This is a genomic window from Algoriphagus yeomjeoni (genome assembly GCF_003259505.1).
In the GTDB taxonomy this organism is placed as follows: domain Bacteria; phylum Bacteroidota; class Bacteroidia; order Cytophagales; family Cyclobacteriaceae; genus Algoriphagus; species Algoriphagus yeomjeoni.
In genome coordinates this window covers 20206-36166 of record NZ_QLLK01000022.1, presented here as the reverse complement: position 1 = coordinate 36166, position 15961 = coordinate 20206, and the positions used below count along the sequence as shown (strand labels likewise).

Here is a 15961-nt window from a genome sequence, read left to right as displayed (position 1 = left end):
GGGGTATTGTGACTGCGCTTGACCAGATGCAGGTAATCGTTGATCCGGTCGGGATCCACTTGGGTGGGTAATTCATTGAAGTGGATGGCCAGTTTTGCCAGATGTCTCGCATAGTTTGATAGTGTACTTTTGCTTTTGCCTGCAACGACAACTTTTTGTTCAAACTTGGCAAGTAGTTCGGCAAAACCTGCTACATTGGAACAGGCAGTCTGGATGAGGTTCTCCTTTTTTTTTCATGATTAATAAGAGTTAATGAATGATCTAAAAAGTTACCTCTTTCTGGCTGCTCTTGAAACTACCGTAGGTTTAGTGCAACAGCACCTACCCAAAAGTGGCGGTTCAGTGGTTAAATCAAGCTTTGTGCTTCTATCAAAGTTTCTGCTTGGTTGATAGTGAAGTGCTTCGAAATCGCCACCTTCGGGTAGCTGCATACCGTTGGCGTTAATTTGAAAAAATGACTCAGAATCCTAAAATTTATCAGATAAATCGAAACCACATCGACCTAAAAAACAAAGTCGATACTGAGTCTATTATTAAAACAATAATTTCCTCCTACCACAAGAAACTGAAATTAAAGAATGCTCCTAGTGAGTTGAACCTAAATCATTTCGAAAAAGACGGCATATCTTATTATTTATACCTTTTTAATACAGATGAAATAATTTCAGATTGGCAGGATTTCTTACCCGAAGAACTGACGCAAAATTCTGATTTCACCCAACAGCAACTTTCGTTAATTCTATTTGCTCAGACACCAATTGAACTGTATTGTGTGATAGGTGGAAATGCTTACAGAATGGTTGTTCCTTTCATAAATCACTCATTTGGACTGAACACATATTCAAGAATAATGAAACCTGAATCAGATCAACTCTCATCCATCAAATCACGTGGTATTACAGGATATAGAGCAGGCCTGAGCGAACAATTTAGAGACAATTATAGAATTATTGACTTCATTAAATTTGGAAAAATCCCTAAGGAAATAAACCTCATACTTAGTTCTGACACTTCAAGCTTACATTTTTCCTTCCTACAAGGAAAGCCAGAAGAAACTATGCAAATAGGTGTCGGCAAATCATTTAAAATCAAAAAATCGGTTGATTTCGACGAGCTTCATCAAATTTTTAGTGAGTTGGACGTTATTTCTGAATTAGCTCCTTCAGACTATCTGAGTTCATACAAGGAAATTGATGACCAAAAATTTATAAGAGACTTTCTGTATCCTGAGTTAATCACAAACATCTTTAATGACATCCAAGGTTTAGGTAGAAGAAATAATCCGAATATAAGGCGATTCGAACATGACTTTTGCAACCCGAATGATATTGAGCAATTTTATGAAGCGGACAGTTATGACTTGAAAGAGAAAACTGAAAACAAAGGCTATAAAACCTTTAAAACGGTAACAAACAGAAGAGAAATATACGATTCGGTATTGGCTCGTGCAGTAGAATTATATGGTGAAAATGACAGGTTTAATTTCATGGTATTTCTGCAAGGAGCAAGAGTAACTTGTATAAAGAATAACAAGGCGACTATTGGAGCAAGTTTTCTGTTTCACATTACTACGGAATTAAATGTTCGGAATCGACCTTATTTTCTTGTAGATACAAAATGGTATAATTTAAGAAATTCTTTTGTCCAGGACCTTAGGACCAGTGCATTGCACATTTTAAAAACATATAAAGCACCATCAGAAGTTTTAACTATTCCATGGGACAAGCAGATTGTATCAAAAGAAGGAGATTACAATTTACAGTACAATGGGCACGAAAATTACTTTGTTCTTGACACTATTATCGTTGATGGTCTAGAGTTATGTGACGTCCTCTACTATAATGATGATACTTTGTACTTGATTCATGTTAAATATGGATTTGAGTCGAAAATGAGAGAACTTCATAATCAAATTAATATTTCAGCTCGAAGACTCAAAGATGTACTAGGGACTTCTGATAAATCGCTTCTAGAGAAGATTTATAATAAGTTGGTTGAAAAAGGGCTCGGTACAAATTCATTGACTATTTCTGAATTCATCAAGTTATTTGACAGGAGAATTGTATTCATCTTAGCATTTACGTCACATTTAAAAGATGACTTATTGGTGGAAGACAACATTGATAGGTTCACTTCTAATATCGCGAAATTTTCACTCGTCCAATGTTCTAGTGATTTACGAGCAGACTATTTTGACCTTGTTGTACATCAAATAAGAAGAAGTAATTAAATAAAAACGCACCACAATCGAGTAGACGGCCGTGAGCCATAAGCCCACGGTGCGCCTCTCACACCACCGTACGTACGGGTCTCGTATACGGCGGTTCGTAAAGCATAAGGCAGTCGCTCTTTACACCAACAACCTCTTTCCGCTACTTTTAAGATAAGGCTACACGATGGCTCCCTATCGAATTTTCACTTCACAATACGTTCGGCCCTTTATCAACTCGTGAGAACTCCTTGGTATTTACAAAGCTCAAGTCCTGTTGACTACTATGGCCTCTGCTGACTTCTCTTAGATGTTCACGACAGCCAGAGATCTCCCCAGGTAAGATGAATATCCTTGTATGTATCCCTGCTACATCTACTATTTCGGTACGCTCTCCACTTGATGAATCAAACGGAGCTTTGGACTTCGGCAGCATGTGGTACCTCATCCGACCTAATAGCCTCTGTATGTAGTTTCTGTTCGTCAGTACACATACCGCAGTCAGGCTTACTTCAGTTCTAGCTTCACAGCTAACAACCTTGCCTCTTGCTTCGCTTCGGGTAACGACTCCCGCGCTTAAGGGACTTTCACCCGTTGGAACGACCATCTTTTTGGTCTATATTCACCATTCAAGGCACACACAACGCATATAGCTTATGGCGGGTAAACGGCTATCAGAAAGGTTTTTGCTCCGTAGCCAGCTTTGGTTTCTGTGGACAGGAAAGTGCTTCGAAACCGCCACAAGCCATATGCAAACCGTTGGCAATCACTATGAAATATAAGTTTATCTTTCTTTCATCTTTTCTTATTCTACTATTTTCATGTGAGAAAAAGGAGAAGCAAACCATTGTTGGATGGAAAATTATAGAAGATTATCCTGAAGAACATTTAGTGATAGTTGATACCCTTGGTAGTTCTCCTTATAATAATTCGACTCTTGAATTTAAACTCGAGATTGATTCAATGTTAAAGGCTAAAGGGGAAAAATTTTTAAATGATAGACAAGAGTTTTTTTTAGGTGAATTTGAGATTTCATTATTAGGAAACTCTACATTTAATTTATCTGGTCAGGAATTGAATTTTTCAAAGATTAGTATCTACCACAATGATTGGCCTTGGAACCAGATTTATTTCTATAGCCCTGATTATGGTATAGTATCTGAATTTCATAGTCATTCACGGAGAAAAAACATGTTAGTTTTTATGATCATCAAAAATGACACAGTTTATAAACTTGGAGAGCAATTATTAGAGTATTTTGAGAATGACTCAATTTTAAACTCGATACCACCCATGCCTATTGAACCTTCTGAGATACTTGAAGTCATTGAATAATATTTGATAGAAAAATAAGCGCTTGCCAATCGAGTAGCCAGCCCCGCTAGGAAACACTAGCAGGGAGAGGCTCTCACACCACTCCCGCAAATGCGGGATACGGGTCTTCCCGCACATCGGGAGCGGTTCACTGACCCTCAGGCTTTGATTTAGCGTAATAGTCCAGCATACTTAGATAGCCTTTTCTTCTCAGTCTAGAAAGTGTGATTGTCGTCAGTAATATTGGTCTTTCACCCGTTGGAACGATCATCTTTTTGGACTATATTCACTCAACAGCCCTGGCAAATCGGTTTTAACAAGCAAGGTTCTAATGCTTCGAAGGAAGGCAACGTTATTTTAGAGTTCAGTTTTTCGCGTGAGGTTTAGCAGATCCTACTTGCTCAGAGCAAACACCATTTATGCTTATTTGAAAAAAATGGAAACATTGAAAATCAAAACCACACTATTAGGCACATTATTGCTTTTCCTCACATCTTTTGCATTTGCGCACCCAACTGGAAATATGATTGCTATTGGTGAGCATGTACTTTGGTCGTATATAAATCCAATAAATGACCCAAGCCACTTTGCCTGTGTAATGATTTGGGAGAAAGGGTCTCAACCAAAAGTATTCTTTCAATCCAAGCATGCAGCAAGCGACTTTATGCTTTACAACAAGCAAAATGAAATCTTCATGATAGAAAGAAGGTTTTTGCAGGCATCTGATGAATTTCAGGTTCGAGTTTTAAAATCTACAGTTGACACCCAACCAACCGTGATTTGGGATTGGTTCAAAGACGAGTACAGGATTGGAGAAGGAGGGTTTTTTATGCTATCTGACGATCATCTGATTTTTGGGAAATACCCTGATATCTTCAGCCTTAAAAAAGGAGAACAGCCAATAAAGTATTTTGGATTTGATTATCCCGTTAACAGAATCAGGGCTGTTGAGCAAAACCAAATCCTTTTATTAGGCGACGAAACTTGCTACCTGGTTAATCAAGACGGGCAAATCCTTAACCAATGGAATAGCCTTACAGATCCTACCGTAAAAAATGCGCCATTGAACCGAAATCAGGTGTTTGACGCAGATTATTCCAAAGGGCAATTACTGCTTTCCTATTGGGGCAGAAGATCTTTTGATATAATTAATGCCGATGGAAAACGTGAAATTATCCTTCAACAAAGCATACCTTATACACCTCATTGGGTGGCATTTTGGAACAAAGAGAAACTCTTGTTTTCATCCGAATTGATTTTTGACGGAAGTACCCCTAAACCTCACTTAACCCTAGTAAGTGAACAAAACAAACATAGCGTGATATGGGACACAAGATGAAAAGACGCATTTTTTCTATGGTTATTCTTTTGCTTCTATTTTCTCAAGTTGGGGAAGCTCAATTACCAAACAAAGAAGATTCTGACACATTCAACACACTATTATTTAAGGTAACTTCTTCCGAAAACAATCAGGTTTCCTACGTATTTGGAACCCATCACGCTTTTGGAAAAGTTTTTTTTGACTCATTAATCCTAGCCAACCAAGCGCTAGCTTCAAGTGAAATATTAATTAAGGAAAACCTGAATACTTCAGGGGAAACGGCTGAGGATATTATCAATCGGAGAACCGAAATCACTCAGTGGAATAACTATTTAAGTAAAGAAGACCTGACGTACATTGATAATCTCTTCGCTACAAGTCCCACTGATTATCACAAAATAACACCAACGGAAATGTATGTTTTTCTGAACAGACATTTCAAGCAACAAGTCTGTTTGAACTAAAAACCTGATGACACTTCTCTTTCTTTGGACGACTATATAGCCTCAAAATCAAGTGAGAAAAATATAGAACGTTACGGACTTGAAACAACAGAAGAGCAGATAGATTTAATCAATAAAGACGTAGAAGGAATGCCCCGAAAAAACCATAAAAGGAGGCTATCCAACATCCTTGAAAAAATTAGAATGCAAAATGTGATTGCCTGTGAGGAAATTAATTGGTATTCAGAAATGGCAATGGATTATCAGCTGAATATTCCCTGTAGTAATGAACTTATGCTGACTGATAGAAACGATAAATGGATGACAAAAATCAGTAAACTTCTCGCAGAAAAGAACTGCTTTATCGCAGTTGGCTTAAGTCACTTGATGTATGAATGCGGTTTGATTAATCAATTAATGGAACTTGGGTACACAGTTACACCAATTAAAGTAAAATAAAGTCTCCTTCATCTCAGTGGATAGTTGGGATTTAAGAGCCCAAGGCACGCATTTTACAATACACAGAAGTTGTTTACCCTCAGAGAAAACTGTTTACTTTTCCATTCCTAATTTCCTGTCATACCGTCCACCTAACAACAAATAAGCACTTTTGGAGTTATTAGAAAGACATAATTCACTCAAACTTCCTAGCTATGAAGTCCCTTTTATTTAAACTAAGCCCATTTCTTACCCTATCATTTTTTGTTTTTTTCTCATGCACTGATGATGATAATCCGAATGGTGGAAATGGAGAGCCTTCTGACAATTCTGCTATTGTTTTTTTATTGATAGATGAAGAAAGCATTGACAACGGAAATGCACCTAACAATTTTTCTGAGACAGATGTCAACGATCAAATTGCCGCCATCGGTCAACGTCAGACGCTGAGATATTTTCAAGACAACATTGGAAGGACTATTGACCTCTTCACTGGTCAGGTGGGAGATGAAGGCTGGTTTGCCCCTACTTTTATCCCAGAAAGCTGGAAAAACACCGGACCAACTGGTAATGGGCTGCAAAACTACCTGACTCCAGGTCCTGGCCTAGGCGCCTCTGGAAGTGACCCGGAAATTTTACTAGACGAAATCCCAGGTATTATCCCTTTGAGAGCTACTGCTTTAAAAATGCTGATTGGACAAACTGTCTATGCCGTAGTTTATGACAGTGATATATCGATAAATTATGACCCTATTGAAGGAAACCTGCAGGGAGCAAATCTAGGGGTCGTTGCTTTTGATGTGTTGAAAGTAGTCAGACGAACAGATGGCCCTAGTTCAGATTTGCCTCGTGTTACTATCCTTATCAGAAATGCAACTGAAATAAAGGATCTTTCCATGAATTTATTTTCCAATGCTCCAGTACCGGAATCATCTTCCGAACCATTTGATATCAATCCTCCTACAGATCCACCGCTAGTAATCCTTTCACCGGCAGATTAAATAAACAATGGTAAACCAAAAAGCCTCTTGAAAATCAATTCAAGAGGCTTTTTGGTTTTAACTTTAAGAAGTTTACTTCGTTTTTGGAAGTACGTTTGATATCAGGGATACTTTCTCAATCGGTTCAGAGGCATTGGAATAAATCCTCACAACTGAATTTTGCTTGCCCATTTTTCCGGCGGAATTGAAGGACACCTTGATCTCGGAAGATTTACCTGGAGCAATTGGCTCTTTAGGCCAGCTAGTGGCAGTACATCCACAAGTTACCGCCACATTAGAGATAATTAGTGGGGTGCTTCCGGTGTTTGTCAATTCAAATGTATGCTCAACTTTATCTCCTTGCGTGATATCACCAAAATCAATAGATTTTTCCTTGAAGGTGAGTACTGCACCACTTTGTTCTTGTGCAATTGCATTAAATGCGAACACCATCACAAAGACTGTCAATAAAATTCCTAATTTTTTCATCTGTTTATAGTATTTGGTTTTCAAATATTCAATTTTTTGTCTCAACTTCAAAATAACGATTTTTCAAGCTTTAAGATTTAATAAAATGAAAATACCTTGCCAAAAGATAATCTGAAGCTTAATTATTTTAAAAACTATCCGATTCAGAACCCTCTATTTCCTTTGGCTTTACAAAGAATACAGGGGCAAAATTCACCAGATATAATTCCTCAGTAGCTCTAGTCATAGCTGTATAAAGCCACCGAGTAAAATCTTTATCCACTTGATTTTCTGGAAGATACCCTTGATCCACAAAAACCGCCTTCCACTGCCCACCTTGAGCTTTATGGCAGGTCAGCGCATAGGCAAATTTGATTTGCAATGCATTTAAGAATGGGTCTTTTCGAATCAACTCCTTTCGTTCCACTTTGCTAGCTACATCTGCATAATCTTCCGATACCTGCTGATAAAGACTACGGTACTGATCTCTTGTCAAGGAAGGACTGGGAGAGTAGAGGGTATCCAAAATCACTTTTGCCTCAAAGTGTGGCTCATCTGGATAATCCAATAACCTTAGCTCAAGTGTCGCAAACCGCAATCCATAGAATTCTTCAAAAGACCGGATTTTCATTACTTCAACCATATCACCATTTGCAAGGAAATTCACTTTTTCCGATTCGGCCATGTAGGTATAGTTATTCTTAACTATCATCAACAAATCACCGGAGCTGATTTCATCATCAAAAAAATGGATGGTACGCCTGATGTAAAGATTGTATTGTACTGCAGCTTTATTCGATCGGGTGATTATGGTGGTATTCTCAGTATCAAACTTATCATAGGCATACCGCAATCCATCTTCCAGTCGCTCACCGGTCATTTTAAAAGTGTCTTTAAATTGATTCGTACTGATCTGGATTTCTTGTTTTTCTTGCAGTAACTGATATCGAAGATTAGTGGCGTTATACAGAATCCCTGATTCTAATCGCTGACGCATCACTTCTGTCAGTTCAATAAAATCGGCTTCCAATCGAAAATGTCTCAGTAAATAATCTGCTTCTAGCGCCGGACTAAATTCAGATCCCACAGGGGGAAGCTGCGCGGTATCCCCTACCAAGATCAACCGATTGTTTTGCCCATGGAAAACAAAGCTGATCAGATCTCCAAGCAGATTTCCTGACATTCCTCCATCATCAGCCAGCATGGAGGATTCATCGATGATAAAGACGGTGTCCTTGTAATAATTCTTTTGCAGGATAAATCCCCCACCCAAACTTCCATCTTCGGCTTTGGGTTTATAAATAATCTTATGAATCGTGTATGCAGCACGTCCGCTGTAATTGCTCATTACTTTTGCCGCACGACCCGTAGGTGCCAGCAAAAGCGAGCGCATGGATAGCTTGGGGAGCACTTTCACCACTGCCGAGATCACAGAAGTCTTTCCCGTACCAGCATATCCTCGTAAGACGAAGGTTGGTTTTTTCTCAGGCTCCATAAGAAGATACTTATCCATCTTGGAGAAAAAGGCAGCCTGGCCTGAGGTTGGCTCAAAAGGGAAATATTTACTCAGCAATGTCGAAGGCCTCGGCATTGACTCCTTATCTTTACTCATACAAACGAATGTAAATGCCAAAAGACAAAATCAGCAAGGAAATCGAATCAAAGTTCGGAAATCATTTAAGATCCCGTGTAAATGGCATTCTGATCGAGGATGAAAAAATATTGATGATCAAACATTTAATGGGAAACGGCAGAGTGTTATGGTCAGTGCCAGGCGGTGGAATGCATTTTGGATGTACTGCATCGGAAAATTTAAAACGCGAGTTTTCTGAGGAAACTGGCTTAGATGTAGATGTAAAAGCTTATCTTTTCGTTAACGAATACCTGGCAGCACCTCTTCACGCGATGGAACATTTCTTTCTCGTGGAGAAAATTGGAGGAAAATTAGCACTAGGAACGGATCCAGAGCTTTATCCAGATTCTCAAATTATCGAAGAAATCAAGTGGATGAGCATAAATGAAATCCAGTCATTGCCTAATGAAGCCCTTCATCAAATCTTTTGGGGAATAAAATCACTGGAGGACTTAGTATTGTTGCGAGGATATTTTAATTTTGGAAATAATTCTCTAAAATAGCACGATTTATAACCTTCAACCTTACCCAGATTCTTAAAAATTTATCAAATGAATTTATCAAAAGTACTATCCTTGGTCTTCTTCGTAGTGGCAATTGGTCTTGGCTACCTTCTCTGGAAAGGTGTTGACGACGTAGTTGAGGACGAAAAAAGAATTGCTCTTACTGAAGCAGCAATCATAGAAAAATTGCAAATGCTTAGAGATGCTGAGTTGGCATTTCAAGCTTCCAATGGACGATATGCGGCTAATTGGGCTGAATTAAAGAATTTCATCCAAAATGGTCAAATCTGGCTTGTACAAAGAACTGAGACTACTAAAGTGCTAGATTATGGTGCTGAGGAAGTAACAGTAGAGTTTGATACATTGGGTTCCGTACCTGTGATTGATTCTTTATTTAACGAAAGAAAATATCCTGATTTCAACCTAGATGCCTTGGTAGTAGTACCAGGTTCTGGAGGAAAGCAATTTGAATTCTTCGCTGACAAAGTGGAAAGAAACTCCTATGAAATCTCTGTATTTGAGATTAGAGATCCTGCTCCAATCAATCCAGATAGAAGACTGAACAATAATGAGAAAGCTTTGAAAGTAGGTTCAAGAACAGATGCCTCTACCGAAGGTAACTGGAAATAAAACCTCCTATTTTGGAAAGTAATCTTAAAGTATTTAAAAGTGATAGGTTCGATGTGGAAGATGCATCAAACCTATCACTTTTTTTGTATCCGGATTCTCTATTCATCTTCGCGAAGGATAAGAACCAAACAAATATTTGTATACACGAATATTTAAATTTCGACTGGAATTCATTGGAACAGTTGGTCATATCTGATCACTTGTTGAAAAATGACATTCCTGCTACGATCTATCTCCATCAGCCTGATTTTAGTCTTGTACCTGGCGTTTTATTTCAGCCTGGCGAAGAGGCTACCTATTTATCGTTTGCAAGCGAACAGCACCCTAATACTAGTTATTTCAGCACCCCTCTAGACAGCAATAATCTTCAGATATTATCTGGAATAGCCGGGAAATTGAAAAAATCCCTCCAAGCACGTTTTTCAGAATTGACTTTTCATCATGGTTCTGTATCCTTCTTGTCATATCTATTCAAAGAGAGGTTCAATCTGATCGGACAGGAGATCTTGATTAGCATATTTGGAAATCAAATTTATGCTGCTGCATTCTCCAATCAAGAGCTCGCAGCTTTCAATATGTTTTCAATAGATTCTAAAGATGACATTTTGAAGTATACTCTGATTTTCATTGAGCAACTTAAATTTGATCGTAATCACGTACGCATTAGTCTATTTGGAGCGACTTCAGAAAGTGAGATTACAGAAGAATGGGGAAAAGCCTACTTCCATCATTTCAGGCTACTTAATCCCCATGCAAATCAAAATTATACCCATGGGTTCAAGCATTTGAAGTCCGTCAATCTTTTTGAAACTAATTGGCAATTTGACTAAATGAAAAACGCTCAAAAGACCAGTGAATAATTAACTATACCCAATGAAAAAAATAGCCATTTTCCCTGGTTCCTTTGATCCATATACACTTGGTCATCACGACATTGTGATGAGAAGCCTGAACTTGTTTGACGAAGTAATAATTGGAATTGGCTATAATTCCACCAAAAAATCCAGGTATTTTGAGATTGATGATATGGTGAAAAAGGTGGAAAGTGTCTACGAAAACATTCCGGGAGTAAAGGTGATCGTCTATAACGAACTAACCTCTACTTTAGCTAAAAAGCATGATGCGAAGTTTCTAATCAGAGGCTTGAGAAATACGACCGACTTTGAATACGAAAATACGATCAGTCAAATGAATCGTTATCTAAATGCAGAGCTAGAAACTGTGTTTCTGATTACATCTCCCCGATATGCTGCGATTAGTTCGACTATAATTCGTGAAGTTCATCGCTTTGGAGGTGACGTCACCGAATTCCTGCCCTACAACGTCTGAGGTTTCAGGTGGCTCTTAATAAACTGCTTAAATAGATACCGCATCGAGGGATAGGAATTGATTAAGGCTATTTTTGCATCAGCCTCAAAAAACCATCTGATATCATCTATTCCTTCTTCTTTTTGCGGAGTCATATCAGCATCACTGAGGCAATCCATCTCAAACCAATACGTCTTCTTCAATATACTTTTTCGGTCTTGGGTATAAGTATGCCAAGTATTACAGATTTTTTTACCTGCCTTTACTTTCACGGCGCACTCCTCCTCCACTTCACGAACTGCACATTGCTTTGGTGTTTCGCCTTTTTCAAATTTCCCCTTGGGAAAATCCCACTTTCCAAGGCGGAAAATTAGGAGTATTTTATCTTTTTTGGAAACCACTCCTCCCGCTGCTTTGATGATTGAAAAGCGACTTTTCACAAACTTTTTCAAAGCTGCTTTATCCTTAGTCACCAGAGTAATTGAATCAAGATCTTTTAACTTTCTGGTGCGAAGAAGGTAAAGCAATCTGATAATTAAGTCATGAGAAGGCTCATGAAAAAGTACATCGTCTTTCCAAGGCAAATGGGCAGAAAGCTCCTCCATCTCAGAATAAACTGTCTCATAAGACTTTGAAGGATTCAGTTCTTCGTAGCTTATCAGATCAAAAGGTTTGTCATTCACGAAGATTCTCATGGTGAATCAGGGGTTTGGCAGAGTTGGGATTAATCAAAAGTGCATATTTTTTTGACTTGCTACAACCTTAGCCTAAGTTAATCTCTTATTTTTGTTTCATGGAAATTTTAGACGCGAATGTAGCTGCTGAAGTAGCTGATAAATTATTGGAAATACAGGCAATTAGACTTCAGCCTGACAAACCTTTTACTTGGGCATCAGGCTGGAAATCACCAATTTATTGTGACAATAGGCTCTCGCTTTCTTTTCCAAAGGTCCGTACGATGATCAAAAAGCAGTTGACAAGGAGCATTCAGCACTATTTCCCTACCGTAGAAGCAATTGCCGGAGTTGCTACCGCAGGGATCCCTCAAGGAGCTTTGCTTGCAAATGATCTGGACTTACCCTTCATCTATGTGCGATCTAAGGCAAAAGGTCATGGAATGGAAAATATGATCGAAGGAAAGATCATTCCAGGTCAAAAGGTAGTCGTGGTGGAAGACCTTGTTTCTACAGGGGGAAGTTCTCTCAAAGCAACACAAGATTTATTAGACGCAGGATTTGAGGTGCTGGGGATGGTTGCCATTTTCAGCTACGGATTTGATGTAGCAAAGGAAAATTTTGACAATGCGGGTGTGAAACTTGTCTGTCTTAGTCATTATGAAGCGATGCTTCCGATGGCTGTTCGTAGAAAATATATTACAGATGATACGCTGGAATCTCTTTCGGAATGGAGAAAAGACCCAGCAGTCTGGAAACAGTAAACTACAGAAACAAAAAATGGCAGTGATTTCTCGCTGCCATTTTTTGTTGCCCGTACTATTCCTTATTTCTCAAAAAGGCCGATTGATCCACCCACCCAATCTTTGTCTTTATTGAATTTCACACCGATCATCTCTCCACGGCTAAGTCTGGATAAGTTCCCAACCAATGTCGGTTTTTCATCCTTTTCTGGCCATAAAACCAAAATTCTCACCTCTACTTTTACATTTCCGTCAGGAGATTGAATCACTGGAGCATAAGCTACTTTTTTCTGTAGGATATACAGGTCCTTATCTTTCACTTGAGCTATATCCTCTCTTTTCACATTGAATATCACGCCGGAACCAGAAAATGAAAACAAAGGCTTCAATACGTAATTTTCCAGGTCCTCTGGAATCTCATCCAACTCACTAAGCAACTTGGTTTCTATAAAGTATTGCCCGTGCAGGTAAGGTAAGATGAACTTAGAAATCCTCGAGTACCAGTTCGGATGTCCTGCCCATTCTACATCTAACTTGTCCTGAAAACTAAACTGCAATTTCAAATCCTGTCTGAGATCAAGCTCATCAAAAATCACCCGGTTATAAATCCTTTTGATTCTCGTTTTTTCACCAGCTTCATTTCTATAAAAAAGCTGCTTTCCTTCCTTTATCACATCCGTCACGCAGACGATGGGAATCCCCAGATCCCGGTGACAATAGTAAAAGTCGATCTTCGTATTCTGCTTTTCCGGCTCTATCTCGAGCAAAACCACTTCTGAGCTATCATGTCCATTGAATAAGACCTCCTTGAGCTTCTCCAAATAACTTTCAGCGTTTATACCTGACCAGTAAGGGGTCAATTCAGCTAAAAATGGATATTGCTTTTGAAACTTTTGGTAGAGATTAAATTGGAAATTAAAGATGGATGGAAAGCCCTGCACCTCAATCAGTTTGGGTACTATCTGACCGTTTTCTTCACAAATCCCAAAATCAATAGCCATAAACTGCGTATGTGCATCTTCATTCGGAACCTCGGTATTAAGATCAATTGCCCGCTGCGTAATAGCTTTGAAGTCAGGTTTCCCAATGAAATCGCAAACTTCCTGACAAGCTTCTTCCAGCTGATTTTTAACCTCATTCGGGATAAAGAAAGGAGTTTCAGCTACTCTAAAAGTGGGTGCATAATCGAAGTCCGTGGCTATGTCTGCAAGGAAATCCTGATATTTCTCTACAGAAAATTCCCTATTAAATTGAGCTCTGCGGGATTCAATCATAGCATTTTAAATTAAAGTAAGTGTTTTGGAAGCCTTTACTTGTTGGATAGATTGCTCAAGAAAATTAGGAATCAGCGTTTCATTAGTCTTGTAGATTTTATCCTCATCTACCAAATGCTCCAGCATTCTTCTAAACTTGATTTTGCCTTTTACCGCAATGATTTTCTCTTTAACCTCTGCTTTTTTCAAATGAGCCAAAAAACTCACTGGGTCTGCTTCTGGATGGAATTGAGTCCCAACCATTTCTGGGGAAAACCGAATTGCCATGATCGCCCTCTCGTACTCTACATGGTCGCGGATCTTTTCAAGCGCTATGATCTTGGCTCCTAGCACTTTGAATTTCTTCAAATCTGGTTGCACCACCTGATAATCTCTAGAATCTATAGCCCAGAACGGATTAGATAGGTTTTGTAATAAGGAGTCCTTTTGTCCTTCAGCTGTCTTATGAACTGACATCACCCCGAAAGAGGTCGATTTCCTCTTGGTGAGCGTACCTAATCCAAAGTGCCTACAGGCCATTTGGAAGGAGTGACAAATGAAGAGTATATATTTTTTATGGTTATAATTTTGATTCCAGATCCATATTTGATCTAAGAAATCAAAGTATTTCAAATCCCAATTTCCATCTCCATCCATTGGATTTCCAGGTCCACCGGTTGAAATGAATAGATCATAATCACGGATATCAGGTATTTCGGCTTTGCCTCTCACATCAAATACCTTGTAGGTTAACTGGCTCTCAAATCGAGCTAGTATATCCTTGATACAACGCATCCCCTGATTTGGCTCGCTATCGTACATATCCAAGATCGCCAAGTTCAATTTTTTCTTTCCCACGTTGCCTAATTTTTATATTGCGCCCGCAAAGGTAATAAAAGCGCTTAAATCCCTTCGTTAAACTTTGACGTGATCATATCTACTACTTTTTTCAAATCTTGAGTTTGATCAAAAACTGCTAATTGCTGATCTGCTCCAGTACCATTTTTCAGGATTTGATGGACATATTCGATTTCTGACCTACTGTCCAATTCATCGACCACATCATCTATAAAATCCAAAAGCTCCATGATCAATTCTGATGTAGGGACTTCTATTTTCCTTCCAAAATCAATGAGCTTACCTTCAATTCCATTGCGTGCCGCCCGAAATTTGTTTTCACGAATCAGCGCTATTCTATAGATATTAAAGCTCGTGTTGCTCAATAAAAGCTTGTAGAGTTTAGCGACCACAGCCTGGATTAAAGCCACGATACATGTGGTCTCATCTACCGTCAGGCACATGTCGCAAATGCGGAATTCAATCGTGCTGAAAAATGGGTGAATTCTTAGATCCCACCATATTTTTTTAGGATTGTCTATGCAATTTGTTTTGACCAAAGTCTCTAGGTAATTATCATAAGATTGCACAGAATCAAAATATTCCGGTAATCCAGTTCTAGGAAACTTGGCAAAAACTTTAGCTCTAAATGCCTTAAAACCTGTATTTCTCCCTTCCCAAAAAGGTGAGTTTGTAGTCAGCGCATAAATATGAGGCAGAAAATAGCAAGCCTGATTCATGAGTTGAATCGCTATTTCCCGATTATCAATTCCCACATGGACATGAAGTCCAAAAATCAGATTTGACCTAGCGATATCCTTTAATTCATCTACAATCACATGATATCTTGGATCGTCAGTTATTTCCTGATCTTGCCATCTGGCAAATGGGTGAGTACTGGCAGCCCCAACCACTAAATCTTGCTTTGCAGCTAATTCAGAGATTTTATTTCGAAGAGAAGAAACCTCAGCTCTAGCTTGGGCTACATTTTCACAGACATTAGTACCTACTTCTACCACCGATTGGTGCATTTCGGCTTTTACCTGCTCTTTCAAAGTAATCTTCCCTCCTTCCACTATTTTTGACATGTGGGAGCGAAGATCTCTGGTTTCAGGATCTATAATCTGATATTCTTCTTCTACTCCTAATGTGAATTTGGGTAGTTTTTTCAGTGATAAAGCCATGGTAATTCGTTAAGCTGAAAATT

Annotated in this window: 18 protein-coding genes; 11 read left to right on the top strand and 7 right to left on the bottom strand. The window is 38.8% G+C overall.

What is annotated here, in order from left to right; genetic code table 11:
• Positions 1 to 454: 454 nt before the first annotated feature.
• A complete protein-coding gene (locus LV83_RS20960) occupies positions 455 to 2230 on the top strand; it encodes a DUF6119 family protein (protein WP_111613516.1) in 1776 nt (591 codons plus the stop codon).
• A gap of 190 nt (positions 2231 to 2420) precedes the next feature.
• Here the strand turns inward: LV83_RS20960 and LV83_RS21330 are convergent, their stop codons facing one another.
• Positions 2421 to 2657 (bottom strand): hypothetical protein, encoded by a 237-nt coding sequence (locus LV83_RS21330; RefSeq protein WP_146613774.1) that lies wholly within the window; start codon positions 2655 to 2657, stop codon positions 2421 to 2423.
• A gap of 323 nt (positions 2658 to 2980) precedes the next feature.
• Between LV83_RS21330 and LV83_RS20950 the strand changes: the two genes are divergently transcribed.
• The 5 genes from LV83_RS20950 (at position 2981) to LV83_RS20935 (ending at position 6726) form a co-directional block, all read left to right on the top strand.
• Positions 2981 to 3544, top strand: coding sequence for a hypothetical protein (locus tag LV83_RS20950; protein ID WP_146613773.1), 564 nt, complete (start codon positions 2981 to 2983; stop codon positions 3542 to 3544).
• Positions 3545 to 3959: 415 nt separating this feature from the next.
• Complete coding sequence (locus tag LV83_RS20945; RefSeq protein ID WP_111613526.1) at positions 3960 to 4862, top strand: hypothetical protein; 903 nt, start codon at positions 3960 to 3962, stop codon at positions 4860 to 4862.
• Positions 4859 to 5308 (top strand): hypothetical protein, encoded by a 450-nt coding sequence (locus LV83_RS21830; protein WP_394335810.1) that lies wholly within the window; start codon positions 4859 to 4861, stop codon positions 5306 to 5308. Before LV83_RS20945 ends, LV83_RS21830 begins: the two co-directional genes overlap by 4 nt.
• 24 nt (positions 5309 to 5332) lie before the next feature.
• Complete coding sequence (locus tag LV83_RS21825) at positions 5333 to 5746, top strand: TraB/GumN family protein (RefSeq protein WP_394335809.1); 414 nt, start codon at positions 5333 to 5335, stop codon at positions 5744 to 5746.
• A gap of 194 nt (positions 5747 to 5940) precedes the next feature.
• Entirely contained in the window at positions 5941 to 6726 is a 786-nt protein-coding gene (locus LV83_RS20935; RefSeq protein ID WP_111613513.1) for a hypothetical protein, read from the top strand.
• Between the two features lie 72 nt (positions 6727 to 6798).
• Here LV83_RS20935 and LV83_RS20930 read toward each other — a convergent pair whose 3' ends face one another.
• Together LV83_RS20930 and LV83_RS20925 are read right to left on the bottom strand one after the other, a co-directional pair.
• Positions 6799 to 7194 (bottom strand): DUF1573 domain-containing protein, encoded by a 396-nt coding sequence (locus LV83_RS20930; RefSeq protein WP_111613525.1) that lies wholly within the window; start codon positions 7192 to 7194, stop codon positions 6799 to 6801.
• Between the two features lie 127 nt (positions 7195 to 7321).
• Positions 7322 to 8785 (bottom strand): ATP-dependent DNA helicase, encoded by a 1464-nt coding sequence (locus tag LV83_RS20925; RefSeq protein ID WP_111613512.1) that lies wholly within the window; start codon positions 8783 to 8785, stop codon positions 7322 to 7324.
• A 14-nt stretch (positions 8786 to 8799) separates the two neighbouring features.
• Here LV83_RS20925 and LV83_RS20920 point away from each other — a divergent pair, with 14 nt between their 5' ends.
• The 4 genes from LV83_RS20920 to coaD are packed head-to-tail and all read left to right on the top strand — an operon-like array spanning position 8800 to position 11268.
• Entirely contained in the window at positions 8800 to 9309 is a 510-nt protein-coding gene (locus tag LV83_RS20920; protein WP_111613511.1) for an NUDIX domain-containing protein, read from the top strand.
• 48 nt (positions 9310 to 9357) lie between these two features.
• Positions 9358 to 9939: a hypothetical protein gene (locus LV83_RS20915; RefSeq protein WP_111613510.1), complete on the top strand. Its 582-nt coding sequence runs from the start codon at positions 9358 to 9360 to the stop codon at positions 9937 to 9939.
• Between the two features lie 11 nt (positions 9940 to 9950).
• Positions 9951 to 10769 carry a DUF3822 family protein gene (locus LV83_RS20910; RefSeq protein ID WP_158530637.1) on the top strand — a complete coding sequence of 273 codons (819 nt, stop codon included), beginning with the start codon at positions 9951 to 9953 and terminating at the stop codon, positions 10767 to 10769.
• 43 nt (positions 10770 to 10812) lie between these two features.
• The gene (gene coaD / locus LV83_RS20905; RefSeq protein WP_111613508.1) at positions 10813 to 11268 is read left to right on the top strand and encodes a pantetheine-phosphate adenylyltransferase; all 456 of its coding nucleotides are present in this window, start codon (positions 10813 to 10815) and stop codon (positions 11266 to 11268) included.
• On the opposite strand, the gene LV83_RS20900 is transcribed toward coaD, so the two are convergent.
• Positions 11256 to 11942: an NUDIX hydrolase gene (locus tag LV83_RS20900; RefSeq protein ID WP_111613507.1), complete on the bottom strand. Its 687-nt coding sequence runs from the start codon at positions 11940 to 11942 to the stop codon at positions 11256 to 11258. The genes coaD and LV83_RS20900 overlap by 13 nt on opposite strands.
• Positions 11943 to 12040: 98 nt before the next feature.
• Between LV83_RS20900 and pyrE the strand changes: the two genes are divergently transcribed.
• On the top strand, positions 12041 to 12685 hold the full coding sequence (gene pyrE, locus LV83_RS20895; protein ID WP_111613506.1) for an orotate phosphoribosyltransferase: 645 nt from the start codon (positions 12041 to 12043) through the stop codon (positions 12683 to 12685).
• 62 nt (positions 12686 to 12747) lie between these two features.
• On the opposite strand, the gene LV83_RS20890 is transcribed toward pyrE, so the two are convergent.
• Genes LV83_RS20890 through LV83_RS20880 form a run of 3 tightly spaced genes read right to left on the bottom strand, consistent with a single transcriptional unit; the run spans position 12748 to position 15938 of the window.
• Positions 12748 to 13938: a hypothetical protein gene (locus LV83_RS20890; RefSeq protein ID WP_111613505.1), complete on the bottom strand. Its 1191-nt coding sequence runs from the start codon at positions 13936 to 13938 to the stop codon at positions 12748 to 12750.
• A 6-nt stretch (positions 13939 to 13944) separates the two neighbouring features.
• Positions 13945 to 14775, bottom strand: a complete 831-nt coding sequence (locus LV83_RS20885) for a type 1 glutamine amidotransferase (RefSeq protein ID WP_317046709.1) — start codon at positions 14773 to 14775, stop codon at positions 13945 to 13947.
• A 44-nt stretch (positions 14776 to 14819) separates the two neighbouring features.
• Entirely contained in the window at positions 14820 to 15938 is a 1119-nt protein-coding gene (locus LV83_RS20880) for a carboxylate-amine ligase (protein ID WP_211320513.1), read from the bottom strand.
• Positions 15939 to 15961 lie beyond the last annotated feature (23 nt).

Bases quoted from the DNA above. Each gene is read 5' to 3' on its own strand.
- LV83_RS20960 (WP_111613516.1), top strand. From the start codon at position 455: ATGACTCAGAATCCTAAAATTTATCAGATAAATCGAAACCACATCGAC.
- LV83_RS21330 (WP_146613774.1), bottom strand. From the start codon at position 2,657: ATGAGGTACCACATGCTGCCGAAGTCCAAAGCTCCGTTTGATTCATCA.
- LV83_RS20950 (WP_146613773.1), top strand. From the start codon at position 2,981: ATGAAATATAAGTTTATCTTTCTTTCATCTTTTCTTATTCTACTATTT.
- LV83_RS20945 (WP_111613526.1), top strand. From the start codon at position 3,960: ATGGAAACATTGAAAATCAAAACCACACTATTAGGCACATTATTGCTT.
- LV83_RS21830 (WP_394335810.1), top strand. From the start codon at position 4,859: ATGAAAAGACGCATTTTTTCTATGGTTATTCTTTTGCTTCTATTTTCT.
- LV83_RS20935 (WP_111613513.1), top strand. From the start codon at position 5,941: ATGAAGTCCCTTTTATTTAAACTAAGCCCATTTCTTACCCTATCATTT.
- LV83_RS20930 (WP_111613525.1), bottom strand. From the start codon at position 7,194: ATGAAAAAATTAGGAATTTTATTGACAGTCTTTGTGATGGTGTTCGCA.
- LV83_RS20925 (WP_111613512.1), bottom strand. From the start codon at position 8,785: ATGAGTAAAGATAAGGAGTCAATGCCGAGGCCTTCGACATTGCTGAGT.
- LV83_RS20920 (WP_111613511.1), top strand. From the start codon at position 8,800: ATGCCAAAAGACAAAATCAGCAAGGAAATCGAATCAAAGTTCGGAAAT.
- LV83_RS20915 (WP_111613510.1), top strand. From the start codon at position 9,358: ATGAATTTATCAAAAGTACTATCCTTGGTCTTCTTCGTAGTGGCAATT.
- coaD (WP_111613508.1), top strand. From the start codon at position 10,813: ATGAAAAAAATAGCCATTTTCCCTGGTTCCTTTGATCCATATACACTT.
- LV83_RS20900 (WP_111613507.1), bottom strand. From the start codon at position 11,942: ATGAGAATCTTCGTGAATGACAAACCTTTTGATCTGATAAGCTACGAA.
- pyrE (WP_111613506.1), top strand. From the start codon at position 12,041: ATGGAAATTTTAGACGCGAATGTAGCTGCTGAAGTAGCTGATAAATTA.
- LV83_RS20890 (WP_111613505.1), bottom strand. From the start codon at position 13,938: ATGATTGAATCCCGCAGAGCTCAATTTAATAGGGAATTTTCTGTAGAG.
- LV83_RS20880 (WP_211320513.1), bottom strand. From the start codon at position 15,938: ATGGCTTTATCACTGAAAAAACTACCCAAATTCACATTAGGAGTAGAA.